The organism is Nodosilinea nodulosa PCC 7104, assembly GCF_000309385.1.
Classification (GTDB): Bacteria; Cyanobacteriota; Cyanobacteriia; order Phormidesmidales; family Phormidesmidaceae; genus Nodosilinea; species Nodosilinea nodulosa.
On the sequence record NZ_JH976537.1, the window covers coordinates 1622674 to 1648061 of the forward strand.

Here is a 25388-nt window from a genome sequence, read left to right on the forward strand (position 1 = left end):
GTCTAAGCCTCACGTGCCGTTAAGAATGGTAAGCCTCAGCCAATGCCACATTTCTAGGGCTGATCTGTAGCCACAGGCCAAAACCCACACTGCTGAGTTGGGCTCAAATCTCAGCAAATCGGCAAAGACAAAACTCGCAAAAAAACCCTGGGGGAGTTAATCCCAGGGTTTTGAGCTTGATGACGATAACTATGGCTGTGCAAAAGAACTTGCCCTAGTAGGCAAGGCCCATGCTGCGAGTGGTTTCGGCACCCAGGTAAACCCGAATGCTCAAGAAGTCGGTGGGGCAAGCCGTTTCGCAACGCTTGCAGCCAACACAGTCTTCGGTGCGGGGGGAAGAGGCAATTTGCCCGGCCTTGCAGCCATCCCAGGGCACCATTTCGAGCACGTCGGTGGGGCAGGCGCGCACACACTGGGTGCAGCCAATGCAGGTATCGTAGATTTTGACAGAATGGGACATTGAATAAAAACTCCAATGTGGGTCACGACTGGGTTTGACAGCTTTAAGGAGGCCCTCAAAGGTGGGTCAAAACGGTCTATTCAGTAAGGGTTTCCTAATCTTTGACCAGTCTATAGCGAGAGATTTCAGCTCTCATCGCCACCCCCTACAAACCTTAACGGATCGTAATATGAATAGGCGTTTAGACTCATAAACGCCCCGCGAACGGGATCCCGGTGGTTTAAGTGGTCTGGCCCGTCAAGTTAACCGCACCTCAACCATCGATGCGGTCAACCTGTTTGAAGGCCATTACCACCAGAGCATCGTCGGCCATCAACCGCTCGAAGGACTGGGGCTTAGGGTTGAGCAAAATCTCGCCGCCCCGGCGCACCCCCAGCAGCAGCAGCGGATTGTCGGTTTGGGTGGCGCTGTAGGTGCTGACCCACTGGCTGAGTTCGGTAAAGGTTTTGCCCCACAGGTGGCTGGGGTAACGGCCCGAATCAATAAAGTAAAACTCGTTGGTGTCGTCGGAATAGGTGAGCAACTGCTGGTAAACCACCGACATATTTTTGAACATGGCGCTCTGGGCAATGATGCCAGCACTGTAGTCGCGGGCCGACACTACCTCATCCACTCCGGCCTCCTGGAGGTGGCGGCGGCGGCTGAGGTTGACCAGTTCGGCAATCACGTGGATGTCTTTCTGCCGACCGGGAATATGCTCCAGATGCTTGATGGCCAGGGCAATCAGGGCATTTTTTTCGTCGGGAGCCTCGGTCTCCTCATCGGCCAGCAAAATAACCGCCCTGGCCTGGGAGGCATAGAGGCGCTCTAGGGTGGCGTGGTGGGTGGGGTCGTCTTGCACAAAGTGAACCCAATCGCTGAAGCCGCTGCGATCGCTCAGAAAAGCCGGAATGCGATCGTCCACCAGCGCCGAGGCCGCCACCACCACAATGTCGATGGGGCTATCTTTGTTGCCCTCCAGCAGCTGAGCGACAATGCCCGCCGCCTTATCGTTCCAGTTGCAGATAATAATGTGGTCTTTAAACACACTCACAGAGGTCTCCGATCGCAGGGCGCGGGTCACAAAGAGGGCAGAAATCCTGCCGCTGATAGCCCCAAAGATAAACGTGCCCGAAATTAGCAGCAGCAGTTGCAGCACCCGCCCAACGGGGCTTTTGGGCTTGTCGGGGTATTCCCCCATCAGGGTAATGACGATATTTTCGAGCACCACCCAGGGGGCTGTGCCATTGGCCCCACGGCTCTCCTGCCACAGCAGCAGCCCCACCACGCCCGCCAGCGCCAGCGCCACAGCCAGGGCAATCAGCCGCTGCCACCGCTTACGATTGAGGTTTGGCATCACCGTCATAGACACGGGGTTTGGAATCTGGGAATGAGAAGATGAAAACGCCAGAAATATGCCATCAAACCCTAGGGTACCGTTAGGCTGGTCAATAACTCTGGGTTTTAGGCAACACTCCTGGCTCGGCCCTAACCCATCACGCCCATCCACCAGCACTGCACACTGCTATGGCTACCCGCCTCTGGAACTTTCTCACCACCGACGTTGGCGACCTGGTTTCGCTCAAGACTATCGACAGTGCCGCCGATGCCGCCGACGCGGTACTGGGTTTGGCAGAGGTACTGGCCGAAGAAGGTCCAAACGTGCAAAAGCTGGCCCCGCTGGTTGGCCAGCTCGACTCGCTACTCGATGCCCTCAACTCGCCCCTGGGCAAGCTGGTGGGCGCAACCCTGCCCTTTGTCTCTATTGGAACTGGGCTGCTGAAGTTTTATCTGGAGACCACAAAGAAAGAACCGACTCTGGCCCAGTCGGTGGCGCTGGTGAGCCAGGCCGCCTACTTGGAGAGCTTTCGGGAGTTTGTTAAACAGCATCCTAAGTTGGAGCAATGGCTCAACGCCAAAGACGGCACTCTCCAGGCTAAGAACATCACCCCCGCCGTTAAAGCCCTGGGCCAATTTGAGCTAACGGATAAAGAGGCCCGCTTTGCCACACTGTACTTTCATCAGTCGGCTCTGGCGATCGCGTTTAATGACGCTCTAAATGCGCGGCTGGTGCAGCTGGGGGCAAAGCCGGACCTAGCCAACCAAATTGTCGACCGCGTTGCTCAAAACACCAATCGGCACATGCGGAATGCGATCGCCGATGCCGCCCCCGACCTCCAGCGCGTAGTGGAGTGGTACCGCACGGGCGGCGACCAGGTGTTTGAAAAGTACCTCAGCATCGATAGCTATCTGGATGAGGCGATCGCCCCCTGCCCCCACCAACAGGTCTTTGCTGAAGACTTCACCTTTAGCGACATCTACGTGCCCCTCAAGGCCCAGGCTCTAACTTCAGCAGGAGAAGCCAACGGCACTGAGGAATCCTTTGTTTTAGAGGCATGGGCGCGGCAATGTCTCAATGACTCCACTAAGTCAGGTCAGGTGATGTTTGTGCAGGGTGGGCCAGGGCGGGGCAAAAGCGTGTTTTGCCGCATGTTTGCCGACTGGGTGCGTCGCCACGAGCATCCCCGCTGGACGCCGATTCTGATTCGCCTGCGGGATGTGTCGGTGCTGTCGAATGATTTTGAGGAAACGCTGGCCAAGGCGATCGATCGCGACTTTGCCAAGACCGACTCTGGCTGGCTGACCGATCGCAACGTCAACTTTCTCTTCATCCTCGACGGTTTCGACGAACTGCTGATGGAGGGCCGCACCAGCGGCGGGCTCGATCGCTTTCTCGATCAGGTGGGGCGGTTTCAGGAGCAGTGTGCCAGAAATTCTGAAAAGAACCACCGAATTCTGATCACAGGCCGCACCCTGTCGCTGCAATCCATCGAGCGCAGCCTGCCGCCCAACCTGGAGCGGGTCGAAATTTTACCCATGGATGACGACCTGCAAGCCCAGTGGTTCGTCAAATGGGGCAGGCTCATGGGCCAAGACCCCAACTATCTCAGGGGCATTCTCAAAGACCCACGCCTGCCCGATCGCCTGCAAGAGCTGGCCCGCGAACCGCTGCTGCTGTACCTGCTGGGGGCCATGCACCGCGACGGTGCCCTGCGCCTGGAGATGTTTGAGGGGGCCGAAGGCGCTAAGGCCAAAGTACTGATCTACGAAACCGCGCTGGATTGGGTGCTTACAAAACAGCGCCCTGAGCGACTGAACTTAGACATCGCTGAACTCGACACCGAGAGCCTACGCCGCATTCTCATGGAGGCGGGGCTGTGTGTAGTGCAATCGGGTATGGAGTTTGCGCGGATTGGTGCGATCGCCCAGCGACTGCAACAAGACAGCGCCGCCAAACAGTTTCTCGACGCGGCCCAGCAGCGCCTGCAAGACAGCGAAGCCCCCCTCCGCAATGCCCTGGCGGCGTTCTACATGCAGTCGGGTCGTCAGGGCGAGGGCTCGATCGAATTTGTCCACAAAAGCTTTGGCGAATTTCTCTGCGCCGAACGCATCGTCAAAAGCCTGATCGACTGGTGCCAACCAGGCCGCAACCGCGAATACGACATCCAAGACGCTGAATTTTGCTGGGGCGTGTATGACCTGTTAGGCTGCCATGTACTGACCTCGGAAATCCTAGAGTTAGTTATTCAGCTACTTCTAGAGTTAGTTATTCAGCTACTTCTAGATTGTGCTAGTGACGAAATTGAAAGGCTTTTCGATCGTCTTTACAGCTTTTACTTAAGCTGGCGAGAAGGCGATTTCATCGATTCGTTGGCTGAGAACTTACCACAAAGGAAACAGCGTCAAATTCAAGATTTTAGAAGTGATTCAAATCAAAAACTTGGAATTAGGCAGATAGATTTCTTCGCTGGAATTAATGCACTCTGCCTGATTTTGAATATCAGGAATTCATCATTGCTAGAAAAAGACGATTTCTATCCCTTTGGGGATCCTAGCAAGCTTGAGAAGGAACATTGGGTCTACACTGACCTTTCCCAAATCATAGATTACAGTTCGTGTGTTTCGCCTACTATATTTCTTAAAGTGGTTGGTCCGCACTTACAAGGAGTCAACATCAGCAGGCAATTTCTTGAGAGCGCAAACTTGAGTTTCCTGAATTTAGAAAATGCCAATATTCAGAACTCAGTTTTGTTTGCTTCCAATCTAACAAATTCCAATTTAAAAAATGCGAACTTAACGGGAGCAAGACTAGAAGGAATCTATTGGAATGAAGATACTAACTGGGATAATGTAATTGGACTCGACAAAGCGATCGGTGTTCCTGATGCACTTAAACGTCAGCTTGGCCTCGATCGCCCGTAGGGTGCCTTCGGCTGGCCAATATCCTCAGCAAATCTGCAACACTCCTGCTCAGCCAACGCACCAAAGCTCATCCACCAAAACATTCGCTACTGCCAGAAACCGGGTTTCTTCTTTGCATCGATAAGGGCCATTAACACAGCCTCAGAAACCCGGTTTCTAAATTCTATGGCTACCTGCCCAATACAGTCGAGACAATCACCGTCACCGTCGCCGCCGCAATCAGGCTAAAGGCAAGCTGAACTACCCACTGAGTCGCTTTTTGGTAGTTGTCAAACTTTTGGTTAAACCGCTCAACTTCTTGCTTCAGTTCCCGAATCTCAGTAATCACCTGCTGCGAGTCGCTTCTATCATCCGTTGCTTGGGCCATCACAGGTAAAAGGTATGGTTATATCCATCAATCTTACCGCAAGCCTCAAAACAGCAGTTTAAGGAGAATTCTTTTCTGTGGCACCATAGGAGTACATCACTGCAAAGGCCCATGGCTACTAGCGCTCCCAACACCCAGGCCAATATGGCCCTTGGCGAAAAGCGGGTGACGCTGCGCGGTCTAGACTGGCAGGCTTACCAGCAAATTTACCAGGCCCTGCCCCAGACCCGTGCGGCTCGCTTTACCTACGATCGCGGTGCGCTCGAAATCACCATGCCCCTCGAAGATCACGAATTTGCGGTGCGTCTGATTGAGCTGTTTATTCGCATTTTGGTGGTAGAGCGGGGGCTAAAAATCAAAACCCTGGGCTCCACCACCCTCGATCGCGAAGATTTAGATCGCGGTGCCGAGCCCGATAACGCCTACTACATTCAAAATCAGCCCCTAGTGGTGGGCAAAACCATTGACCTACAAACCGACCCACCCCCCGATCTGGTGGTGGAAGTTGACATCACCCACAGCGATATTGACAAGCTCGGCCTCTATGCCAACCTGGGAATACCGGAATTTTGGCGCTACAACGGCAAGATCTGGCGCATTTACCAGCTTGAAAACGCGATGTACCAGGAAGTTGAGACCAGCCCCACGTTTCCTATGGTGGCCAAAGCCAAACTGTACGAGTTCCTGGCCCAGGCCAAGCTAGACGAAGTTGATGCAGAAATAACTCTCCGACGATGGCTGCAATCTTTAGCCACATAGCTCAATATTCCTAGCCAATTCGGGCTGCAAAAGCCAAGCTTTTTGCGTTCTTATCAACTTAAAGCCAGGGCAACAGCCGCCTCGGCGTGGATGCGGGTGGTGGGAAACAGCGGCACCGTCGCCGTCGCATCGCCCACCAGCAGCTCTAGCTCGGTGCAGCCCAGAATCACCCCCTCGGCTCCGGCCTCAACCAGCTCCTGACAGATCCCCAGCACCGTCTGGCGCGACTCAGGCTTAAACTGCCCCTGGCACAGCTCATCATAGATAATCTGGTGCACCGCCGCCCGGCCCGCATCATTAGGAATGATCACCTCCAGGCCGTGATTCTCGACCAGGCGCTGGCGGTAGAAGTCTTGCTCCATGGTGAACCTGGTGCCCAGTAGCCCCACGCGCCCTAGCCCCTGGGCTTTAATGGCCTCGGCCACCGCATCGGCAATGTGCACCAGGGGCACAGAAATGCGGGCCTCAACATCATCGGCCACCAGGTGCATCGTGTTGGTGCAAATCAGCACCATGCTGGCTCCGGCCATTTGCAGCTGTTGGGCGGCCTCCACCAGGATGGCTGAAATATCGCTCCACTGGCCCTCGTGCTGCATGGCGGCCAGGTCGGCAAAATCGACCGAGAACAGAATCACCTTGGCGGAATGCAGCCCTCCCCGCCGGGCCTGGGTCGTTTGGTTGAGAATGCGGTAGTACTCCAGGGAAGACTCCCAGCTCATGCCGCCAATTAGGCCAATGGTTTTCAATGGATGCCTCCTAGTCCTAGCGCGTTGGGATGTGCCCTGGGTATATCACCTTTCCGGGACGATGGGGTATGGTTGCGTAAGTTTAGGCATGCCTAGCCAGGCATGCCTGACCGGGTGAACGGACTGTCCAACCCCATCTGCTTCTAAAATTGACCTATGACGTTTGCCTCCGACACCGCTCCCTACGAACCCCTCAGCGTTGAAGCCCTGGCACAGCGCCTGGCTGAGGCGGACGAAGATGTGCAGCTAATCGATGTGCGCGAGCCTTTTGAAGTGGAGACCGCCAGCCTGGAGGGGTTTGTAAATCTGCCCCTGAGCGAATTCGCCGCCTGGGCTGACACGATCCACAGTCGTTTTGAGGCCGATCGCGAAACCATTGTGCTCTGCCACCACGGCATGCGATCGGCCCAGATGTGCGGCTGGCTGGCCCAGCAGGGCTTTACCCAGCTCAAGAATGTGACCGGCGGCATCGATGCCTACTCGCTGATGGTCGATCGATCGGTACCCCGCTACTAGGCTCGCTGCGAAGGTTGACCCATGGTTACCAGTACCCTGCGATCGCTGATTCCTGGCCAGCCCCCGGTGGCGGCTGACCTGCGGACGCTGGCAGCGGTGGTGGGGCCGCAGCTAACGGCCCATCGCCGGGGTTTGCCCCTGGTCGCCTCACCCCGCGAGATTCCCATGAATTACCGGGTGTGGGGGCTTCAGTTTGGCCGCCAAGACAACCAGGTGCTGACCTCCGTGGGGGCGATCGCCGATCTGTTTCAGCGCGACGGCATCGACGGTCGGCTGCTCATTTTAGGCGAGGCGGGGGTCGGCAAAACCCATACCCTGCTGGCGGTGGGCGATCTGCTGCGGCAGCGCGGCGGCCCGGTGCCGGTGCTGCTGGATGTCTCGGCCTGGGCCGGGGAGACCATGCGCGAGTGGCTGATGGCGACCCTGTGGCGCGAGTACCGCGTCGCCAAAGCCGCCGCCGCTAGTTGGATAGACACCGCCCAGCTCACTCTGCTGGTGGACGGGTTTGATCACCTGCCCGTGCCCCAGCAGCGCAAGTTTGCCGCCGCCCTGGAGGCGCTGCTGCGCACCAACCCCAACCAGACCGCCCTGCTCTGCTGCCGCCGCCAGGTGATGGAATCGTCGGGGCTGATTTTTGATCAGTTCAACGGGGGCATCAACATCATTCCGCTGGCGGCGCAGCAGGTCAAAGACTACGTGCTGGCCCAAAACCGCCCCGACCTGTGGCCAGTGATTAAGGGCAGCAAAGTGCTGCAACAGCTGGCCCGGCTGCCGCTGCACCTGACCATGCTGGTGGCGATGGCGAACCCAGCCGAGCCGCCCGTTCGCAATCAGGCCGACCTGGTGCAGCGCTACATCGATGACCGACTGGCCCAGGCCAAGGGCAATGCTGGCCAGCACCGGGCAACGCTGAGCTGGCTGGCCGGGCAGCTCGATCAGCGCCCCCGCCTGTTCTATCTGGACGACCTCCAGCGCACCTGGCTGCCCGAACCTCGTCAGCTGCTGTACCGGCTGCTGGTGGGGCTGGCGATCGCCCTGGTGATGGGGCTGGTGGGCGGCAACCTGCTGCTGGGGCTGGCCCTGGGACTCATGTTCTCGCAGATTGACCTGGAGAATTTTGCCTATTTTCGCCTCGGGCTGGCGATCGCCCCCCTGAGCCGCCTGGCGGCCATGGTGCTGACCTGCGGCCTGCTCGCCCTGGTACTGGGGCTGGGGTTGGGCACCCTGGGGGCGCTGCTGCTGACCCCGCTGAGGTTGGGCGTGCCTGGGTTCGGCTGGGCGGGGGCCGTGGGGGCTGTGCTCGGCACTGGCCTGGGGCTAGGGCTGCTGCTGCGGGGCGGCCAGGCGGGGGCCATGCAAAGCCGCCAAACCCCAAACCAGGACATTGCCCTGGCCCTGCGCAACACGCTGGTTTTGATGGTGGGGCTGGGGGCACTGCTGGCGCTGCTGCTGGTGCTGCCAGCGATGGCCAGCGGCCAGCCCCCCCTGGCGCTGCTGCCCCCCAACCGGATTCGGCTGCTGGTGGGGGCACTGGCGATCGCGGTGCTGTGGCTGTCCTTTGGGTTGCAGCACGGCGCTGTGCGGCTGCTGTTGGGAAGCCGCAATAGTCTGCCCCTGGCCGCCCGCCCCTGGCTCGATGCGATGGGGGCGGTGGGGCTGCTGCGCCGAGTGGGAGGGGGCTATGGCTTTGGCCACGAGATGCTGCGCCAGGCGATGGTCAAGGATCGCGCCTAGGGGGCGATCGCGCCCAATCCTCTCGCAGCGGCTATCTAATTGGTCCTAGGGCGAACTAATGCCGAACTCCCTGGCCTGCGAGTATTGCTTTGCTGGTGCCTGTTTGCAGGGGCCTAAAGCAGTAGAGAATGGGTTGCAGCCGTGGTGTAGTAACCCCAGGTACCCTTTAAATTCGCCTATGTCCTCCATACTGATGGTCGCTCGTGTGGCTCTAAGGAGAATTAGCCGGGATCTCTACGTGTGATATAGCTGTGGCCAGTCTGGTTAAGACAGGTCTCCTATGAACGTTCAAACGTTTGAACGCTCATAGGGTTTCTAGATGTCCTAACCCACGTGACTGTGGCTACAAGTGCAGCTCTGGCGACGTCGCCAAGAGAGTATTCACGCTCGCTTCACCTGCCCTCTACCCGTTCACTACTTCTATGGCGTTTTTATCCAGGTCTGCTTCAAAGCCGACTGATCGGGCTAAATCGCGCCCCCCGCTGCGCTGGGCAACCATGACAATGGCGGCCACCGTCGGGTTCTCAGCCGCCGTTGTGATGGCCTGGTTTGCGGGCGAGGCGCGCATTACCAGGCTTTTTGCCCAGCTTCAGGTGTTGCAGAGCCAGCCCCCCGTGTGGCTGGAGGTACCGATGGTAGCGGCCCAGTATCTGGTGGCCCCCACGGTGCTGCTGCTGCTGGTAGCCTACGCCATTACCCGCGTTTCGCCCCGGCCTCAGCCCTGGTCGCGGTGCGTTGTGGTCGGCATTTTGCTGGCCCTGGTGACTCGCTACCTGGTGTGGCGCTGCCTCTCAACTTTAAATCTGGCCTCGCCCCTGGAGGGTACCCTTAGCCTGGGGCTGCTGGGTATGGAGCTGTTTGGCCTCACCACCAGCATTATTCAGCTGGTGCTGCTGCTGTGGGTGCGCGATCGCAGAGCCCAGGCCGACCAGCTAGAGCAGACTGTGGCCAGCGGGCAGTACCAGCCCTGGGTCGATGTGTTTATTCCCACCTACGACGAACCGGCGTTTATTTTGCGCCGCACCATCATTGGCTGTCAGGCCATGAGCTATCCGCGCAAGACCATCTACCTGCTCGACGATACCCGCCGCCCGGAGATCAAGGCGCTGGCCGTCGACCTGGGCTGCGAGTACATCACCCGCCCCGACAATGCCCACGCCAAAGCCGGCAACCTCAACCACGCCATTGGGCAGGTCCAGGGGGAGCTGATCGCCTCCTTTGATGCCGACTTTGTGCCCACCCGCAATTTTCTCTGCCGCACCGTGGGCTTTTTTCAGTCCCCCAGGGTGGGGCTGGTGCAAACGCCCCAGAGCTTTTACAATGCCGACCCGATCGCCCGCAACCTGGGCCTGGAGGGGGTGCTGACCCCCGAGGAAGAGGTGTTCTATCGGCAGATTCAGCCCATGCGCGACGGGGTGGGCAGCGTGGTGTGCTCGGGCACCTCCTTTGTGGCCCGGCGCAGCGCCCTGGAGCATACCGGCGGCTTTGTCACCGAGTCGCTGAGCGAAGACTACTTTACCTCGGTGCGCCTGGCCGCCCAGGGCAACGACGTGATCTATCTCGATGAAAAACTCAGCGCCGGGCTGGCCGCCGAGGACATCGCCGCCCACGCCACCCAGCGGCTGCGCTGGGCCAGGGGCACCCTTCAGGCCTTTTTTATCGACTCCAATCCGCTGACCATTCCGGGGCTTACCCCGCTCCAGCGGCTGGGCCACCTGGAGGGGCTGCTGCACTGGTTTAGCAGCATTCCCCGCATCGGCTTTCTGCTGATGCCGCTGGCCTACTCGTTTCTCGGCGTAATTCCCATCCAGGCTACGACGCCGGAGATTCTCTACTACTTTGTGCCCTACTACCTGGTGCAGCTGACCGTGTTTGGCTGGCTGAACGAGCGATCGCGCTCTGCCCTGCTGTCCGACATTTACTCGCTGGTGCTGGTCTTTCCGCTGGCGGCCACCGTGATCAAGGCCATGGTCAGGCCCTTTTCGCGGGGGTTCCAGGTCACCCCCAAGGGCACCTCCAGCCAGCGGTTTCGGTTCAACTGGAAGCTGGGCTGGCCGCTGGTGATTCTGTTTGGGCTCACGGCGGTGAGCCTGTGGCGCAACCTGGGCCTCTGCCTGATGGCCGGCTGGGGCACCGACGCCTACCTCCAGGTCCGGGGGCTGACCCTGGGCTGGGTGTGGAGTGCCTACAACCTGGCCATGATCGCCGTCGCCCTGCTGATTTTGCTGGATGTGCCCCGTCCCGATTCTCACGTGTGGTTTGATCTGCGCCGGGTGATCAAGCTGTCGCCGCGCATCTTTCCGCCGGAGCCAGGCGATCGCCCCGACAACCTCTCGCCGCCCAGCCCCCGGCCCAAAACCTGGTGGGGCATCACCACCCTGATGTCCGAGGCCGGGGTAGAGGTTTCTCTCACCCAGCGGGCGTCCCCCGAGCATCCCCTCAGCGTGGGCATGGCCGTAGATCTAGAAATTGCCGAAGAGGCGATCGCCCTGGAGGGCATCATCACCGCCGTCAGCGACAGAGATGGATTCCCCCACCTGCGGGTGCAGTTTGGCCCGCCGTCCCCGGCCAGCTACAGGGCGCTGGTGATCACCCTATTTTGCCGCCCCGGCCAGTGGAAAAGCTGGAATAGCCCCGGCGAGCTGCAATCGATCTGGCTGCTGCTGCGGGTACTGCTGTGGCCCTGGCGCTTTAGCGGCCGCAGTCCCAGGGGCGTGCCGCTGGTAAAAGGGTAGCCCATCGGGGTTAAGCTATCAGGGCTGAAACGCTCTATGATGGCGGCTATTAATTGCCCCGCGACACTACCCGTTAACCTTTGTGCCCTTCGCCTTCGCCCTATGCAGATTATCTACGACCCCGATCGCGACATCCTGCAAATCGCCTTTAATCAGCGCGAAGTCGGCGAAACCGCCCGCATTTCGCCCAACCTCATCCTCGACTACGACGACGATGGCATGGTGGTGGGGCTAGAGCTGCGCCAGGCCTCGCAGCGGGTCGAAAATCCTCTGTCAGTCACCTTTACCGTGGGCGACGCCGACCTCGAAAAGCCCCAGCCGTAGACGCAAAAAAAGGGGGAGGCAATGCCTCCCCCAGTCATCATGACAAACTCTCAATCGTCAACCGTTAGCGTTAACCCGCAGCGTCAGGACACCTCTGCCTAACGCTTAGGCTTGACCTGCTTCAATGGCGGGTGCTGCGGTGCCGCCCAGATCAATTTTGACCACTTTGTTGCGGGCCTCAACCACCTTGGGCAGGGTGAGGGTCAGCACGCCGTCGGCGAAGTTGGCCACAACCTGGTCGTTTTGCACCGCGTCGGGCAGGTTTACCAACCGCTGGAAGCTGCCGTAGCGGGTGTCGTCGTAGAGCACCTTGGTGTCATCGGCGGCCACTTCGGGCTGGTTGCGGGTGCCAGAAATAGACACGCCATCGGCACTGACCTGCACATCCAGGTCGGCGGCGTTGACCCCGGCCAGGTGGGTAGTGAGCACGAACTCGTTGCCCCGGTCTACCAGGCGCACAGCCGGTGCCCAGTCAGCCTTGGACAGAGCCTCGGTGGTGAGGTCGCCGAACACATCGTTGATCTGACGACGAATGGCGTTGATTTCGGTAATCGGGTCTAAGTAGCGACGAATAATCATGGGTTTTAAACCTCCTGGTACTTGCCTTCTAGAACTGCTTAAGTGAGTCAGGTCAAGCATTTGCGCTTTCACTCTGTACAGTTACTATGGTGCGCCAGAGTTGTCTCTACCTAAAGTGGTAGGAACCCTACTGCGGTGGCGAACTTACCTCCCGTACCGTTTTGGGGGCGAACCGTAAAGCAGAGTACGGGCCAGGGGCGATCGCGCTTGCCACGCCTGGAATTGTTGAGGCAGGGTCTGCGATCGCGATCGCAGCTCGATGCCATGCCATTGCAGGGCGGTGATAGGCGATCGCGGCGAGACCTGTCGGCTTAAATTCTCTGCGAGTACCATAGCGATAAGGATTTTTCCCTTAGCCCGCCCCGTATGGATCGCGCCCAGCTTTTCGATGACCTGAGCAATCTGTCGTCTCACGACTTTGAGCGGCTGATTCTCAGCGTCAATATGCCTAGAATGAATCGAGCTGGGGCATCGGCCAAAATAGGCGAGCAGGTTAGCGCCCTGCTGGACTGGGCCGATAGCGCGATCGGGCCGGGGTTAGAGGCGATCGCCCGCCACCTGGCCGAACTTAATCGCTTTGAGTTTGATGCCTGCCTGCGATCGCTCATCGCCACCTACGAGAAATGGTGGGAGCACTACACGATTACCGATGCCGTTGGCAAAGTTGACCAAGCACAGCCAGAGCAACCCTCAGTTTTTGACTTTGGCCTTATGGTGCAAACCGTCACCAAAGAACGAGAGCCAGCCGACCCGGAGAATAATCCACTTCAGAAAGAGAAAGAAAAAACCGAACGCCTGCCCGTGCTTGATGGCATTCGCAAATATGCCGACGGCCACGTGCTGCTAGTAGGTCGCCCTGGCTCTGGTAAATCAACCGCGTTGATTCGGTTAGTTCTAGAGGTGGCAACCGAAACGCTAAAGGAAGGTCAAGGGCAAATTCCTATTTTGGTGGAGCTGCGCTACTGGCAAACCTCCGTCATTGAGCGCATTCAGGCATTTCTCCATCAGCATGACCCAGCGCTGTCGCTGGATAATGCTGCCCTCACGACACTATTGCGCCAGGGACGGTTTCTGCTGCTGGTTGACGGGTTGAATGAGTTGCCCTCCGACGAGGCCCGCACCCAGCTCACCACCTTTCGCCGCGACCATCCCAAAGTGCCGATGATCTTTACCACGCGAGATCTGGGTCTTGGGGGCGACCTGGGCATTGAGAAAAAGCTGGAGATGCAGCCGCTGACCGAGGCGCAGATGAAAGCCTTTATTCGCGCCTACGTGCCCGATCAGGCGGAGGCGATGCTGCGGCAGTTGAGCGTTGGCAGAGCCTCTGGGAACCAGACTCGCCTGCGAGAGTTTGGCCAAACGCCGCTGCTGCTGTGGATGCTGTGCGAGGTGTTTCAGCGATCGTCTAATCGACAACTGCCCACCAACCTGGCGGAGGTGTTTCGGGCGTTTACGACCATGTATGAAGACAGCAGCGTGCGCAAGCATGAGGTGGCACTGCTGAAGGGGGATGTGCGACCATTGAGCGATCGCCGCCTGTGGAAAGACGCTCTCAAAGCTCTGGCGGCCCTGATGATGCAGGGCGAAACCCCGGTTGATTTTCGCGTGGCGATTCACCGCACCGAAGCCGAACGCGAACTCAGCAAAATCTTTGCCAACGAAAAGTTCCCCGCCCGCGACATTCTTGACGACCTGCTCAAATACCACCTGCTGCAAAACCGCACTACCGACCAGCTCGAATTTCGCCACCAACTGATTCAGGAATATTACGCCGCAGAACATTTGCTGTGTCTGCTGCCGGATTTGCTTAAAGAGAAAAACAAATTTAAGCGAGACTACCTTAACTATTTGAAGTGGACAGAAGCGATTGCCCTCATGCTGGGGCTGGTGAAAGAGGATGCCCAATCGCTGCAGGTGGTGAAGCTGGCAATAGATGATGTGGATTTGATGCTAGGAGCGCGATTAGCTGGGGACGTTATACCTCCGTTACAAAGTACAGCTATTGGCTGGATTAGTACCTCAGATGTCCCAACACGTCTCAAAATTCAGTATTGGACAATGAGCCACAGCGAAGCGGCTATCCCAAGCTTGCTCAAAGCCCTTGAAAATTCAGACTCCGATGTTCGTATGAGTGCCGCAGAGGCCTTAGGCCAAATCGGCAGTGAGGCGGCTATCCCAAGCTTGCTCAAAGCCATTGAAAACTCAGACTCCGATGTTCGTTGGAGCGTCGCAGAGGCCTTGGGCAAAATCGGTAGTGAGGCGGCCATCCCAAGCTTGCTTAAAGCCCTTGAAGACCAAGATCCTAATGTTCGTGTGAGTGCCGCAGAGGCCTTAGGTAAAATCGGCAGTGAGGTAGCCATCCTAGGTTTGCTCAAAGCCCTTGGAGAACAAAATCTTTATCATCAGGGGGTCGTCGCAGAGGCGTTGGTGAAAATCGATAGTAAGGTGGTCATCCCAGATTTGCTTAAAGCCCTTGAAAACCAAGATTCTAATGTTCGTGGGAGTGCCGCAGAGGCCTTAGGCCAAATCGGCAGTGAGGCAGCCATCCCAGGTTTGCTCAAAGCCCTTGAAGACCGAGAATTTTATGTTCGTGGGAGTGCCGCAGAGGCCTTAGGTAAAATCGGCAGTGAGAAAGCCATCCCAAGCTTGATCAAAGCCCTCAAAGCGCAAAACTTTTACGCCGCAGAAGCCTTAGGCAAAATCGGCAGTGAGAAAGCCATCCCAAGCTTGATCAAAACTCTTGAGAACCAATACTTTGATGTTCGTAGAAGATCCGCAGAGACCTTAGGCAAAATTGGCAGTGAGAAAGCCATTCCAGGTTTGCTCAAAGCCCTTGAAGACCGAGAATTTGATGTTCGTAGGAGTGCCGCAGCGGCCTTAGGCAAAATTGGCAGTGAGGCAGCCATCCCAAGCTTGCTCAAAGCCCTTAAAAATTCAGACTCCGATGTTCGTAGGAGATCCGCAGATGCCTTGGGCGAAATCGGCAGTGAGGCGGCTATCCCAAGCTTGCTCAAAGCCATTGAAGACCAAGTTTCTAGTGTTCGTGGGAGATCCGCAACGGCCTTAGGCAAAATCGGCAGTGAGGCAGCCATCCCAAGCTTGCTCAAAGCCCTTAAAAATTTAGACTCCGATGTTCGTGGGAGATCCGCAGATGCCTTGGGCGAAATCGGCAGTGAGGCGGCTATCCCAAGCTTGCTCAAAGCCCTTGAAGACCAAGATTTTAGTGTTCGTTGGAGATCCGCAACGGCCCTAGGCAAAATCGGCAGTGAGGCAGCCATCCCAAGCTTGCTCAAAGCTCTTGAAGACCAAGATTTTATTGTTCGTATGAGTGCCGCAGAGGTTTTTGAGGAAATCGGCACTCCTAACTGCTTAACTAAGTTATGGCAGCTGCATCTCCAACAGCCAGAAGATGCCTTGAAGAGAGCAATTTCCGCTATCCAAGACCGCTGCAAGTTCTACAACTACGAAATCTGGCAGGCCTGTCTAACAGGCCAGCAGGCCGACAGCACCCCCAGCCAAAGCGACAAAATAATCGCAAACACCATAACAGTTCAAACTGTAGAAAAACTAACAATCATGAGCGACAAAGCACCCATTTTCAATCAGCAAAATGCAACAATCGGTGTTAATTATGCGGCTGAAGGCAGTCAACAAGACTTCACTCAGCACATTCACGTCCCAGAGCAAAACTTTGAGACTCTTCTAACGGGCTACAAACACTTCATCGACGAACTCCAGCAACAAAATCCCCACGTCACCGACGAAACCGCCATCACCCAAACTATCGACATCGAAGCTAGACGCATCGACACCCGCTGGCAAAACTTTCTCAACCTCAAGCGTCTGTGGAATGGCGGCAAAAAAGCAGCCATCAAAGTCGGCGAACACTTTGTTGAATCTAACCCCTGGGGTAAAGGTGCGATCGCCTTTCTAGAAGGCGTAAGCGAAGATGTGAAGTAACCATCATTGAACTGAGCGGACTCAAACTATGCAAATTATCATTGACCTGCCTGACAACTTAGCTCTCACAGAACCAGACCTGCGCCGAGAAGTTGCAATTACTGAAGGCATTCGTACTGTAGCGATGGAGGCTAGAAGGAAAAAGAGTGGAGGGTGAATGAAGGAAATTCGCTTTAGTGAGCACTCAGAGATCAAAATAGAACTACTTGCCAATCATGGACTCACTATCGAACCAAACTTCATTATTGACGTAGTTCGTTCACCTAACAGGCTAGAGCCTGGAGAAGACGATAAGAAGATTGCTCAAAAGCGGTTAGACAAAACGCGAGTATTGAGAGTAGTCTATCGAGAGTTCAATGCATTTATTCTGATCATTACCCTTTACCCTGGCAGGAGATCTAGATATGAAAAAAATTAGCTATAGCAAAGATGTCGATGCGCTTCTAGTTGAATTATCTGAAGAACCCATCGCCTACGCTGAGGAAGATGGACAGGTGATTTTGCACTACTCGGCCAATGAGAGGCTGGTCTTAGTTGAAATTCTAGACTTTAGAAGATTCATGTCTGAAGAAGCAGTCACGGCACTTTTGGCTTCATGAACATCCCTTGTCAACTAATGGAGTCTGAATAATGCAAATTACGCTCAACTTACCAGATGACATCCAACTGACAGAAACCGATTTGCGCACAGAGCTAGCGATTCTCCTTTGGAGAGGCTACGCCAACGCCCTCTTTCAGCAAAATATCCTGCTCATCGAGCAAGCGGCTCAAGTCGTTGCAATGGATGTAGACGATTTTTATCAAATTCTCGTCGATCGCGGTATCCTCACTCCCCCAAGCGACCCCGACGACGACCCAAATGAACTCATCCTTGCCCATTTGCGAATCTCCCTACAACAAGCTAAGGAAGGCGATTTAAAACCCATCTCTGAGCTTTGGGATGGCATTGATGACTGACGCTCCATCCGTTCAAGTTTTAGTCACTCCTGATTTCCAAGGACAGCTTCGCAAATTAGCCAAACGGTATCGCAATATCCGGGCTGACCTACAGCCGCTATTCGATGACCTCGCAAAGGGAAACTGTCCCGGCGATCAAATTCCTAGCACGACTTACACTGTTTTCAAAGTCCGCGTCAAAAATAGCGATATTCAAAAAGGTAAAAGGTAAATGTATGAATCTTGAGAAACGACTAGAGAGAGAACGAGCACAAATTTTAGAATTGGCTACCCAATATGGAGCTTACAACGTTCGTATTTTTGGCTCAGTAGCCCGAGGCGAAGCAGACTCAAACAGTGATATAGATTTCTTAGTTGAAATGGAGCAGGGTCGTAGCTTACTCGACCTCGGTGGCTTGCTCATGGAACTGCAAGACTTATTAGGTTGCTCGGTTGATATTGTCACCGACAAAGGACTACGCACCAAAATCCGTGAACGAGTGCTCGCTGAGGCCATACCTCTATGAGAAATGATCGCGACAAATTGCACGACATGCTGGAGGCCATTGAGCGTATTGAGCGTTATGCATCTCAGGGCAAAACAGCCTTCGAGCAAAACGAACTGATCCAAACCTGGTTTACACAAAATCTTCAGATTATCGGGGAAGCAGCCCGCTCCTTGTCTTTAGAAATCAGGGAGCAGCATCCAGAAATACCCTGGCCAAAAATTATCGGCATGCGCAATATCTTGACTCACAACTATTTTGAGATTGACTTTGACATCGTCTGGGTTGTTGTAGACCAGGAACTCACTCCCTTAAAACAAAACATAGAAACCATTGTGCGATCCATACCTTAACAACCTCAGCATTGAGGCCATTGAGCTTTTCTTTGAAGTCGCTGATCCTACAGAAATTGCCAACCGCCTAAAATCCGAGATCTTCATTACCCGCTTGGAGGTCAGCGCTGGGCAAGCTTAGAATCTTCTCTGGCCAAGAAGTTTGTAAGCTCTTGGAGCAGCACGGGTTTCAAGCTGTACGTCAGCGGGGAAGCTACATCGTTATGCAAAAACTCACAGAAGAAACGACTATTACAGTTCCCGTACCTAATCACAAGGCGTTAAAGATTGGAACATTGCAATCCATCATTCGTCAGTCTCGGTTACCAAAATCATTGTTTGAAGCCTGACTATTTAAATTAGATACAGGCCTAAATCATTTCTACAGCATTACCAGGTCGGGGTAGTTCGCAATTAGCTCATCGGCGCTGAGGCTGTCGCTGGGGTCCTGGGGTGTCCACAGCAGCTCATAGACCAGCAGATAGGCGGGCGAAATCGAACCCAAGCGTTGCAGAACAGCCCTGAGATCCGCTGCGGAGTTCACGGATTGGAATAAGGGGCGATCGTCCGCCGTACCCAGCAGCAGCGTCACCACAATGTGCGAGGCCACCTCATTGCTGGGGCCATTGGGCATGGCTCGCCGCTGCACCTCACCGCCCACGTTGACCAGCGTCTCTACCGCAAACTTGCTGCGCTCTTGAATCGAGAGGCGCTCAAACAATTCCGATGCTTTCTCCCGTCCGGCGACAGTTTGAGACTCGGCCCGCGCGTAGGTCCAGTAGTCGGGGTGGCGCAGCAGGGCCAGCACGGTGGCGCGCAGCTGGGCGGCCAGCCCAGCCGAGGTGGTGAGGTCGGCCTCCAGGGTAATGCGATCGAGATCGCGTTGCAGTTCTCTCGCGCCTGCTAGCAGCACGACCTGAAGGCGCGTCACGGTGACAATATCGTTGAGCAACTCGCTCTGGCTGCCCGCCACTGCCGGGCAATCGCCCCGGCGGGTGCCGCCCTGCATGTAGTTGAAGGCAATGGGCAGCAGAATAAACCCCAGCACCACAATTACAATGAAAAACCCACCGCCATCGTCATCGCCCGTACCCACATACACCGGAGCTGGAGCATAGGTGGGGTAGGGCACGATGACTGGGCCAGGGGCCGAGCGATAGCCGTACCCACTGCCGTAGCCATACCCACCGCCGCCACTGGGGGGTAAGCTGCGCGGCATTGAGGGTGCAGGCGAGGCCGGACGGCTAAAGGAACCGCCCCGACTCATGCCGCCGCTGGCCGATTGGGCGGCGATCGCCCCTGGGGGCAGCAAACTCTCGCTCCGCAGCCGTTCTTCTATGGCCTTGAAGGAGAGGTGGTGGCTTTTGACCACAGGCACCACGACCAGGTAAACCACCAGGGTAATCAGCAGAGTGGTTGCCGAAATCATTAACCAAAGTCGTTTGAGGCTGGGGCTTACCGACATGGTGGATTTCTCCAGGAATGAGACATCAAACGTTTGCCTAAGCTGTTGCGCATCTAAATTGCATCAATAGCACTTCCCTTGTTTTTCACCTTCCGATGCCAATTTATGGCCAGTTCTCCTTCATTGAGAAGCTTATTGATAAGAGCCTCGAGATCTTCAATAGACTTAAATAAACGATTTGAGATGAACTCTTTTGCTGAATGCCAAACCAATTCGACCAGATTGTAGTCCGGGCTATACTCAGGTAAAAACTCCAAAACTAAATTTGGCATCTCTAACTTTATCTTCTCTGTAAATTCCTCCTTTTTGTGAATGCTCGCATTGTCTAAAATAATCACAACCTTAGGCCCGTCTTTCTCAAATTCGCTCACGCTCCTATCCTCGCCAGCCCAGTCATAAATAACCTCCTCGTAAAAGTTCTTGAGAACCTTATAAAAATTTTCACCGGTTCCTTTGGGGAGAAAGTCCACCAACCGCTTCTTGTCCGAATAGCGGATTCCTCCCATCACATTGATACGTCCTTTCCGTCGAATTCCAGAAACCTTCTTGCGCGTCCCTTTCTTGACCCAATCCTTTCGACGTGTCACTCTCAAACTAAAGCCACATTCATCCCAAAACCAGACCTGGAGCTTCTCTGGGGATTCTTTAGTAATTCTTAAATACTCCTCCAGTTTTGCCTTGAAGAGTTTTCGCTTCTCTGGATCTTGCTTCTCCTCTAAGCTATATTTGGCCCAGAGGTAAACGTACTTTTTTGACTTGAGAATCCTCCTCACTTGACTCCCACTTAGCTGAATCCCGGTTTCTTGTTCTAAATATGTGGCGAGCCGAGCCGCCGTCCATCGACCAAATTCGTACCCCAATTCTTGAGGCTCTTTCTCAATGACATCCAATAATAAGTTGACATATTGATCGGTGGCCTTATGATAATTCCCATGCATTCGTTCATCGGTTAAACTGGCTAAGTCACTTGGATTTCCGTGGGCACACCAATAGGCTACTTTCCTTAAGGAGCAACCTAGAAAGTCTGCAATCTCTTGCTGTTTTCTGCCATCATTTCGCAATAGCAGAATTAGAATACGCTCACGAACGTCGGGATGCTCATGAAATTTAAGCTGCTTCTGCAATTCCTGTTTCTCTTCGGCCGTTAGGTAATTCTTGATTGGCATGTATAACTCACCAAAATACACTCCCTAATATGTAGTTTAGATGCTTAACAGCTTACAGCTATTCTTTGAGTATCTAATAAAGCCCAGGACAAGGGGGTAAATAATCCTAAACCCCCTCAGCAGCGGATTAGTAACAGCCTTCAAATGGCCCTGGGGCGTTGCTAAAAGCGTAACCCCGTACAGCTTCCTTATAGTTCGCTGATAGATTGCTAAAGGACTAAGGGGAGATGTAATCAGCTTTCTTGGCATATCAAAGCCGATGACTGTCGATTTCCCGGCTAAACGTTAGGTGTGAGATCAATGATGAACAAGCGAGTATTTTTAGCGCTGGTGGGGGCGTCTCTGGTGACCGCATCCCTGGGCAGCGGGGTGTTGACGACAGAGCAGGCGATCGCCCAGACCCAGCCCGACCAAACCCAGCCCGAGTGGTACAACTGCCTCACCCGCGAGGTGTTTACCCCCGAAAAGCAGGCCTGGTGCGATCGCTGGAGCAAGCTGCAAAACGGCACCTACATCGTGCCCCTGGGCTTTGGCCCCGAGCCCACCTTCGAAACCGTGACGCTGGAAAATGGCGAGTACAACCGCCCCGGCGAGCTGCTGGTGAGCCTGGCCAACGAGCCCAACTGGCTGGCCTTTGGCGACCTCAACGGCGACGGCAAAACCGATGCCGCCGTGCTCTTTGGCGTCAACCAGGGGGGCGGCACCAACCTGGTCACCTACCTGGCGGCAGTCATGGATATTGACGGCGAGGCCCAGGCGCTGCGGCCCGTGGCCCTGGGCGAGCGAATTATGCTCAACGGCCCGACCACCATTGAAAATCAGCGCATCAACCTGTCGCAGCTGACCCAAACCGAGGTGATCAACCGCAGCTTTGTGACCGATGGCAACAGCCTTAGCGAGCTGGCTCAGCTGCCCAGCCCCGAGCGGGCGGAGCTGCCCGATGGCACCGTCGTGTTTTCGCAAACGCCGACCTACGCGGTGCGGGTGCTTACCCGCGACGGCCTGCCCTACATCAATCTGTTTGATAAAACGACGGGGCAGCAGGTCATCAACGGCTTTCGGGCGATCGCGACATCATCTGTAGAGGGCATCACGTTTAGCTACGCAGGGTCGACCGCTGAGGGACGCCCCTCGGTGCAGGTGAGCGTGGCGTCGAACGGAGCCCAAACCATTGAGGTAAATGATATGGCGCTGACCGATGCTGCCAGCGTGACCGGCACCGTCACCTACCTGCCCCGCGTTGCCATGCCGCCCAATGCCGTGCTGGAGGTCAGCCTAATAGATGTCAGTCGGGCCGATGCCCCGGCTGTTACACTGGCGTCTCAAAGCATGGTGTTTGGCGATCGCCAGGTGCCGCTTCCCTTTGAGCTGGTGTACAACCCCGACCAGATCGACCCCCGCTTCAGCTATGCGGTGCAGGCCCGCATCCTGGTCGATGGGCAGCTGCGCTTTACCAACACCAGCCGGTTCGCGGTGATCACTCAGGGCAACCCCACCTCGGTAGAAGTCAGAGTTGACCCGGTGTCGCGGTAGGGCTGAGGAGGTTTCTGAGGCAGAAAAGTCCCCCCGGGTAGGAGCGCAGCGCTTGCGCCTCTACCTGGGGCACAAAATTCTTGGGTATTTTCGTGGCCAGAATTGCCCTGAGGCCACCGAGGTTGCTGGCTACCCCTGTCGACAAACCCTGTCGGGGCAGCCCTCCCAAGAGGGTTATTGAGTCCTGCCCTGAGATATAAATTGAGTAAACCTGGAGCTGAAGCCGATCGGGCTGGGAAGACCGCTTGTTAGACTAACGGCTGTATAGCCCCCGTGTTGTCAAGAGCGTGTAGACCTACCGTGACCACCGTTAAAGATTCAGCCCCCGCACTGCCCGCCGTAGCCCAGCCTGCCCTCCAGCCCCTGGTTTACCTCGTTGAAGATGAAACCCAGACGGTGCTCGATTGGGCCTCGTCGGTAGCCCAGTCTGACGATACCTACTTTCAGCGGGGGCAGCGGCTGGCCCGACGGTTAGGTGCTCACTACCGCCGCGACGGGCTGACCGAGTTTGGCTTTTGGACCCCAGAGCTGGTGGCCGACATCATTCAGTCGGAGCGCACCCTGGAGCTAGAGATTCTCACGCCGCTGCAGCCGATCGACTTTCGTGCGCCCCAGCAGACCCTGCGGTTTCAGCGCGATCGCCTGCCGGTGATGCAGCAAGGCGAGTTTGTCTGGGCGGTGGTGGCGGGGGTGAAGCCGGGGGGGCGCGATCGCGCCGGCAGCTTTTACTGGCTGCGCTACGTCGATGCCGACGGACGGCTTAACTACATTCGCGACCCGCTGGCCTACTCGCTACCCTACGGCGTATTTGCCCCCGCCGAAGTGTACGACCTCAGGCGGCTGCAGCAGCGCCGGGCCGACCTGGGCTACCTGGCCCGCAGTTCCGCCCCCAAGGGCGGCATCGATCCCGAAATTCCCCGCGTGCCCGCCCCCACCAATATCCTGCAAATCCACGTCAAAACCGCCTCTGCTGAGGGCAGCCTGGAGGGGCTAACCCGCATTTACCAGCACATTTCTGCCAAACTGGCCGCTGGCGAAGACCTCACCCCCGCCGAGGCCGCCTATACCGGCTACGAGGCGGTGCAGCTGCTGCCGGTCGAACCCACCATTGAGTATCGCCGCGAAGACACCAACATCGAGCACGAGTTCTTTGCCATTGTCGAAGACAGCAGCACAGGGGCTAGCGATGACGAGGCCGCCAGCGCTGGCCTGACCGTCACCCTGCGCCAGCCCAACACCCAAAACTGGGGCTACGACGTGCCCATTTTGGGCTCAGCCGCCACCAACCCCAGCGTGCTGGGCAGCCTGCGCCCCGACGAAATCGTGGAGTTTATCGCCACGCTGCACACCTTCTCCACTGGCCCCATCCAGCTAATCTACGACCTGGTCTACGGCCACGCCGACAACCAGGGCATCGAGCTGCTCACCCAGCAGTTCTTCAAAGGGCCCAACATGTACGGCCAGGACCTCAACCACCAGCTGCCCCAGGTGCGGGCCATTTTGCTGGAGATGCAGCGGCGCAAAATCAACACCGGGGCCGACGGCATTCGCGTCGATGGCGGCCAGGATTTTCGCTTTTTTAACCCCCTCAGCGGTCGGGTCGAGCAGGATGACGTCTACCTGCTGGCCATGAGCGACGTGGTGCAGGATATCCAGGGCTACCGGCGGCGCATGTTCACCATTTTTGAGGATGGTCGCCCCTGGCCCGAGACGGGCTGGGAAGAAAAATCGACCTACCGCGAGCTAATCGAGGCTAAGCCCGGCTCGTTTCAGTGGGGACCGCTGATTTTTGCCCACAATACCCCCACCCTGAAGGGCTTTTGGGACCGCAAGTGGCGGCGGGTGTGCGAGGTGATCTTCCAGGGCGACCACTGGATTACCGGCTGCGGCAACCACGACACCGTGCGCCGGGGTAACCAGATTGCCCTCGATGCCGACATCAACTGGAACCTGGGCAACACCCTGCCCGAGGCCCTGAACCGGGCCTACAACAACTCGGCTACGCTGCTATGGGTGCACGGTTTTAGCCCCGGCCTGCCAATGGACTTTCTCAACGCCAGTCTGGAGACCCCCTGGGGCTTTTTTCGCAACACCGACGCCCGCTACGGAGTAAAAGTTGCCTCTGAAGAGGTGGGCTTTTTGGATTGGGAAATCGAGCCGGAGCTGTATCTTCAGCCCTACGCCTTTCCCCAGCTCAAATCCCTGGGCTTTGAAACCCTGGAGCAGCTGAAGGATTTTGCCAAGGCCCTGCGGGAGGCGATGGTCGAAACCGACTACAACCTGGAGCAGGTGGCCCAAATCTGCCAGCACTGCCTGGGGGATGGGGCCGAGGGTGTGGCCTGCGAGGTGCCTGCCCTGGAGGAGCTAAACCAGCCCAGCCTGCCCCGGTTTTTGGCCACCCTGGATGTCTCAAAGCTAAAGCAGTTTGCCATGGCCTTCATGGAAGACGGCCACGATGTTTGCAATGTGGCCCACTATTTTGATCAGGCCAACCCCGATCGCGGCTACTTTGGCATGGCCCTGCGGCAGTTTCGGCGGCAGCGCCCCTGGCTGCGGGAGAATTTGATTGGCCGCGATCGCTTCAACCGCATCAGCGACGACGAGCGCACCATTTTCTACGGCTACCGCATCGAGCCCAGTGCAGACGAGCATCGGCCACCCCAGGAAATTGTAATGGTGGCCCACATGGGGGGCGCGCCCATGACGGTGAACCTGGGCGACTGGCTCCAGCTCGATCTGTCGGCCTGGCGAGTGGGGCTCACCACGCCGGGATTAAATCTGGGGTCCCAGCCCGACGACTTGCGCTCCTTTGAGCTGCGCGACAGCCAGGGCGTGCTGCTGGTCAATACGACTGGTGGTTAGAGCGATTGCCTAAAGCATCTGCTCAGTATGGCTGAGATCTCGCATCTGCTGCCCCAGGGTCTACAGATCCCTACCCATTCCCTGGCAGGACAGAGGTTTAAACCTATGATCGATCAGTCCTTTCCGTGAGGTGAAGGGCGACGGAACGCCCTTCTCGACGGGGGTC

Annotated in this window: 22 protein-coding genes and 1 pseudogene; 15 read left to right on the forward strand and 8 right to left on the reverse strand. The window is 56.5% G+C overall.

What is annotated here, in order from left to right:
• Positions 1-214: 214 nt before the first annotated feature.
• A complete protein-coding gene (gene psaC, locus LEPTO7104_RS0107280; protein ID WP_006515950.1) occupies positions 215-460 on the reverse strand; it encodes a photosystem I iron-sulfur center protein PsaC in 246 nt (81 codons plus the stop codon).
• A 253-nt stretch (positions 461-713) separates the two neighbouring features.
• Positions 714-1805: a potassium channel family protein gene (locus LEPTO7104_RS0107285; RefSeq protein WP_225886943.1), complete on the reverse strand. Its 1092-nt coding sequence runs from the start codon at positions 1803-1805 to the stop codon at positions 714-716.
• Between the two features lie 161 nt (positions 1806-1966).
• On the opposite strand from LEPTO7104_RS0107285, the gene LEPTO7104_RS0107290 reads away from it, so the two are divergent.
• Positions 1967-4702, forward strand: a complete 2736-nt coding sequence (locus LEPTO7104_RS0107290) for an NACHT domain-containing protein (RefSeq protein WP_017297899.1) — start codon at positions 1967-1969, stop codon at positions 4700-4702.
• Between the two features lie 169 nt (positions 4703-4871).
• On the opposite strand, the gene LEPTO7104_RS0107295 is transcribed toward LEPTO7104_RS0107290, so the two are convergent.
• On the reverse strand, positions 4872-5069 hold the full coding sequence (locus LEPTO7104_RS0107295; protein ID WP_017297900.1) for a ssr2422 family thylakoid membrane protein: 198 nt from the start codon (positions 5067-5069) through the stop codon (positions 4872-4874).
• A 111-nt stretch (positions 5070-5180) separates the two neighbouring features.
• Here LEPTO7104_RS0107295 and LEPTO7104_RS0107300 point away from each other — a divergent pair, with 111 nt between their 5' ends.
• Complete coding sequence (locus LEPTO7104_RS0107300) at positions 5181-5828, forward strand: Uma2 family endonuclease (RefSeq protein ID WP_017297901.1); 648 nt, start codon at positions 5181-5183, stop codon at positions 5826-5828.
• Between the two features lie 53 nt (positions 5829-5881).
• Here the strand turns inward: LEPTO7104_RS0107300 and LEPTO7104_RS0107305 are convergent, their stop codons facing one another.
• Positions 5882-6574, reverse strand: coding sequence for an aspartate/glutamate racemase family protein (locus tag LEPTO7104_RS0107305; RefSeq protein WP_017297902.1), 693 nt, complete (start codon positions 6572-6574; stop codon positions 5882-5884).
• A gap of 156 nt (positions 6575-6730) precedes the next feature.
• Here LEPTO7104_RS0107305 and LEPTO7104_RS0107310 point away from each other — a divergent pair, with 156 nt between their 5' ends.
• The 4 genes from LEPTO7104_RS0107310 to LEPTO7104_RS0107325 all read left to right on the forward strand — a co-directional run bounded on the left by LEPTO7104_RS0107310 (position 6731) and on the right by LEPTO7104_RS0107325 (position 11883).
• Positions 6731-7090 carry a rhodanese-like domain-containing protein gene (locus LEPTO7104_RS0107310; protein WP_017297903.1) on the forward strand — a complete coding sequence of 120 codons (360 nt, stop codon included), beginning with the start codon at positions 6731-6733 and terminating at the stop codon, positions 7088-7090.
• Between the two features lie 21 nt (positions 7091-7111).
• On the forward strand, positions 7112-8824 hold the full coding sequence (locus tag LEPTO7104_RS0107315; RefSeq protein WP_017297904.1) for an NACHT domain-containing protein: 1713 nt from the start codon (positions 7112-7114) through the stop codon (positions 8822-8824).
• 503 nt (positions 8825-9327) lie between these two features.
• Positions 9328-11559 carry a glycosyltransferase family 2 protein gene (locus tag LEPTO7104_RS33090; RefSeq protein ID WP_155523549.1) on the forward strand — a complete coding sequence of 744 codons (2232 nt, stop codon included), beginning with the start codon at positions 9328-9330 and terminating at the stop codon, positions 11557-11559.
• A 102-nt stretch (positions 11560-11661) separates the two neighbouring features.
• Entirely contained in the window at positions 11662-11883 is a 222-nt protein-coding gene (locus LEPTO7104_RS0107325; RefSeq protein WP_017297907.1) for a DUF2283 domain-containing protein, read from the forward strand.
• A 105-nt stretch (positions 11884-11988) separates the two neighbouring features.
• Here the strand turns inward: LEPTO7104_RS0107325 and LEPTO7104_RS0107330 are convergent, their stop codons facing one another.
• On the reverse strand, positions 11989-12462 hold the full coding sequence (locus tag LEPTO7104_RS0107330) for an Hsp20/alpha crystallin family protein (protein ID WP_017297908.1): 474 nt from the start codon (positions 12460-12462) through the stop codon (positions 11989-11991).
• A 144-nt stretch (positions 12463-12606) separates the two neighbouring features.
• Positions 12607-12795, reverse strand: a complete 189-nt coding sequence (locus tag LEPTO7104_RS39930) for a hypothetical protein (protein WP_155523550.1) — start codon at positions 12793-12795, stop codon at positions 12607-12609.
• A gap of 33 nt (positions 12796-12828) precedes the next feature.
• Here LEPTO7104_RS39930 and LEPTO7104_RS33095 point away from each other — a divergent pair, with 33 nt between their 5' ends.
• The 7 genes and pseudogenes from LEPTO7104_RS33095 (at position 12829) to LEPTO7104_RS43525 (ending at position 18546) form a co-directional block, all read left to right on the forward strand.
• Positions 12829-16422 carry a HEAT repeat domain-containing protein gene (locus LEPTO7104_RS33095; RefSeq protein ID WP_017297909.1) on the forward strand — a complete coding sequence of 1198 codons (3594 nt, stop codon included), beginning with the start codon at positions 12829-12831 and terminating at the stop codon, positions 16420-16422.
• A gap of 404 nt (positions 16423-16826) precedes the next feature.
• A complete protein-coding gene (locus LEPTO7104_RS0107340; RefSeq protein ID WP_017297910.1) occupies positions 16827-17021 on the forward strand; it encodes a DUF2283 domain-containing protein in 195 nt (64 codons plus the stop codon).
• Between the two features lie 31 nt (positions 17022-17052).
• Positions 17053-17379 (forward strand): hypothetical protein, encoded by a 327-nt coding sequence (locus LEPTO7104_RS0107345; RefSeq protein ID WP_017297911.1) that lies wholly within the window; start codon positions 17053-17055, stop codon positions 17377-17379.
• A pseudogene (locus tag LEPTO7104_RS43520) lies at positions 17372-17584 on the forward strand (type II toxin-antitoxin system RelE/ParE family toxin); the annotation flags it as partial. The gene LEPTO7104_RS0107345 and the pseudogene LEPTO7104_RS43520, both read left to right, overlap by 8 nt.
• 10 nt (positions 17585-17594) lie before the next feature.
• Positions 17595-17885 (forward strand): nucleotidyltransferase family protein, encoded by a 291-nt coding sequence (locus LEPTO7104_RS0107350; RefSeq protein WP_026072462.1) that lies wholly within the window; start codon positions 17595-17597, stop codon positions 17883-17885.
• On the forward strand, positions 17882-18217 hold the full coding sequence (locus tag LEPTO7104_RS0107355) for a HepT-like ribonuclease domain-containing protein (RefSeq protein ID WP_017297913.1): 336 nt from the start codon (positions 17882-17884) through the stop codon (positions 18215-18217). The genes LEPTO7104_RS0107350 and LEPTO7104_RS0107355 overlap by 4 nt, the downstream gene beginning before the upstream one ends.
• A 107-nt stretch (positions 18218-18324) precedes the next feature.
• Positions 18325-18546: a type II toxin-antitoxin system HicA family toxin gene (locus LEPTO7104_RS43525; RefSeq protein ID WP_071527200.1), complete on the forward strand. Its 222-nt coding sequence runs from the start codon at positions 18325-18327 to the stop codon at positions 18544-18546.
• 32 nt (positions 18547-18578) lie between these two features.
• Here LEPTO7104_RS43525 and LEPTO7104_RS33100 read toward each other — a convergent pair whose 3' ends face one another.
• Both LEPTO7104_RS33100 and LEPTO7104_RS0107370 read right to left on the reverse strand, forming a co-directional pair.
• Positions 18579-19661 (reverse strand): DUF1517 domain-containing protein, encoded by a 1083-nt coding sequence (locus LEPTO7104_RS33100; RefSeq protein WP_083887021.1) that lies wholly within the window; start codon positions 19659-19661, stop codon positions 18579-18581.
• A 53-nt stretch (positions 19662-19714) separates the two neighbouring features.
• Positions 19715-20827, reverse strand: coding sequence for an IS630 family transposase (locus LEPTO7104_RS0107370; RefSeq protein ID WP_017297916.1), 1113 nt, complete (start codon positions 20825-20827; stop codon positions 19715-19717).
• Positions 20828-21130: 303 nt separating this feature from the next.
• On the opposite strand from LEPTO7104_RS0107370, the gene LEPTO7104_RS41575 reads away from it, so the two are divergent.
• A complete protein-coding gene (locus tag LEPTO7104_RS41575; RefSeq protein ID WP_017297917.1) occupies positions 21131-22360 on the forward strand; it encodes a YbaY family lipoprotein in 1230 nt (409 codons plus the stop codon).
• Between the two features lie 330 nt (positions 22361-22690).
• On the forward strand, positions 22691-25222 hold the full coding sequence (gene gghA, locus LEPTO7104_RS0107380) for a glucosylglycerol hydrolase (RefSeq protein ID WP_051158573.1): 2532 nt from the start codon (positions 22691-22693) through the stop codon (positions 25220-25222).
• The last annotated feature ends 166 nt before the right edge of the window (positions 25223-25388 follow it).

Coding starts and splice junctions, on each gene's coding strand:
- LEPTO7104_RS39930 (WP_155523550.1), bottom strand. CDS start 12,795: ATGGTACTCGCAGAGAATTTAAGCCGACAGGTCTCGCCGCGATCGCCT.
- LEPTO7104_RS0107330 (WP_017297908.1), bottom strand. CDS start 12,462: ATGATTATTCGTCGCTACTTAGACCCGATTACCGAAATCAACGCCATT.
- LEPTO7104_RS0107370 (WP_017297916.1), bottom strand. CDS start 20,827: ATGCCAATCAAGAATTACCTAACGGCCGAAGAGAAACAGGAATTGCAG.
- LEPTO7104_RS0107285 (WP_225886943.1), bottom strand. CDS start 1,805: ATGACGGTGATGCCAAACCTCAATCGTAAGCGGTGGCAGCGGCTGATT.
- LEPTO7104_RS0107310 (WP_017297903.1), top strand. CDS start 6,731: ATGACGTTTGCCTCCGACACCGCTCCCTACGAACCCCTCAGCGTTGAA.
- LEPTO7104_RS0107345 (WP_017297911.1), top strand. CDS start 17,053: ATGCAAATTACGCTCAACTTACCAGATGACATCCAACTGACAGAAACC.
- LEPTO7104_RS0107295 (WP_017297900.1), bottom strand. CDS start 5,069: ATGGCCCAAGCAACGGATGATAGAAGCGACTCGCAGCAGGTGATTACT.
- LEPTO7104_RS0107300 (WP_017297901.1), top strand. CDS start 5,181: ATGGCTACTAGCGCTCCCAACACCCAGGCCAATATGGCCCTTGGCGAA.
- LEPTO7104_RS0107355 (WP_017297913.1), top strand. CDS start 17,882: ATGAGAAATGATCGCGACAAATTGCACGACATGCTGGAGGCCATTGAG.
- LEPTO7104_RS0107325 (WP_017297907.1), top strand. CDS start 11,662: ATGCAGATTATCTACGACCCCGATCGCGACATCCTGCAAATCGCCTTT.
- LEPTO7104_RS0107315 (WP_017297904.1), top strand. CDS start 7,112: ATGGTTACCAGTACCCTGCGATCGCTGATTCCTGGCCAGCCCCCGGTG.
- LEPTO7104_RS33095 (WP_017297909.1), top strand. CDS start 12,829: ATGGATCGCGCCCAGCTTTTCGATGACCTGAGCAATCTGTCGTCTCAC.
- LEPTO7104_RS41575 (WP_017297917.1), top strand. CDS start 21,131: ATGAACAAGCGAGTATTTTTAGCGCTGGTGGGGGCGTCTCTGGTGACC.
- LEPTO7104_RS0107350 (WP_026072462.1), top strand. CDS start 17,595: ATGAATCTTGAGAAACGACTAGAGAGAGAACGAGCACAAATTTTAGAA.
- LEPTO7104_RS33090 (WP_155523549.1), top strand. CDS start 9,328: ATGGCGGCCACCGTCGGGTTCTCAGCCGCCGTTGTGATGGCCTGGTTT.
- psaC (WP_006515950.1), bottom strand. CDS start 460: ATGTCCCATTCTGTCAAAATCTACGATACCTGCATTGGCTGCACCCAG.
- LEPTO7104_RS0107340 (WP_017297910.1), top strand. CDS start 16,827: ATGAAAAAAATTAGCTATAGCAAAGATGTCGATGCGCTTCTAGTTGAA.
- LEPTO7104_RS33100 (WP_083887021.1), bottom strand. CDS start 19,661: ATGTCGGTAAGCCCCAGCCTCAAACGACTTTGGTTAATGATTTCGGCA.
- LEPTO7104_RS0107290 (WP_017297899.1), top strand. CDS start 1,967: ATGGCTACCCGCCTCTGGAACTTTCTCACCACCGACGTTGGCGACCTG.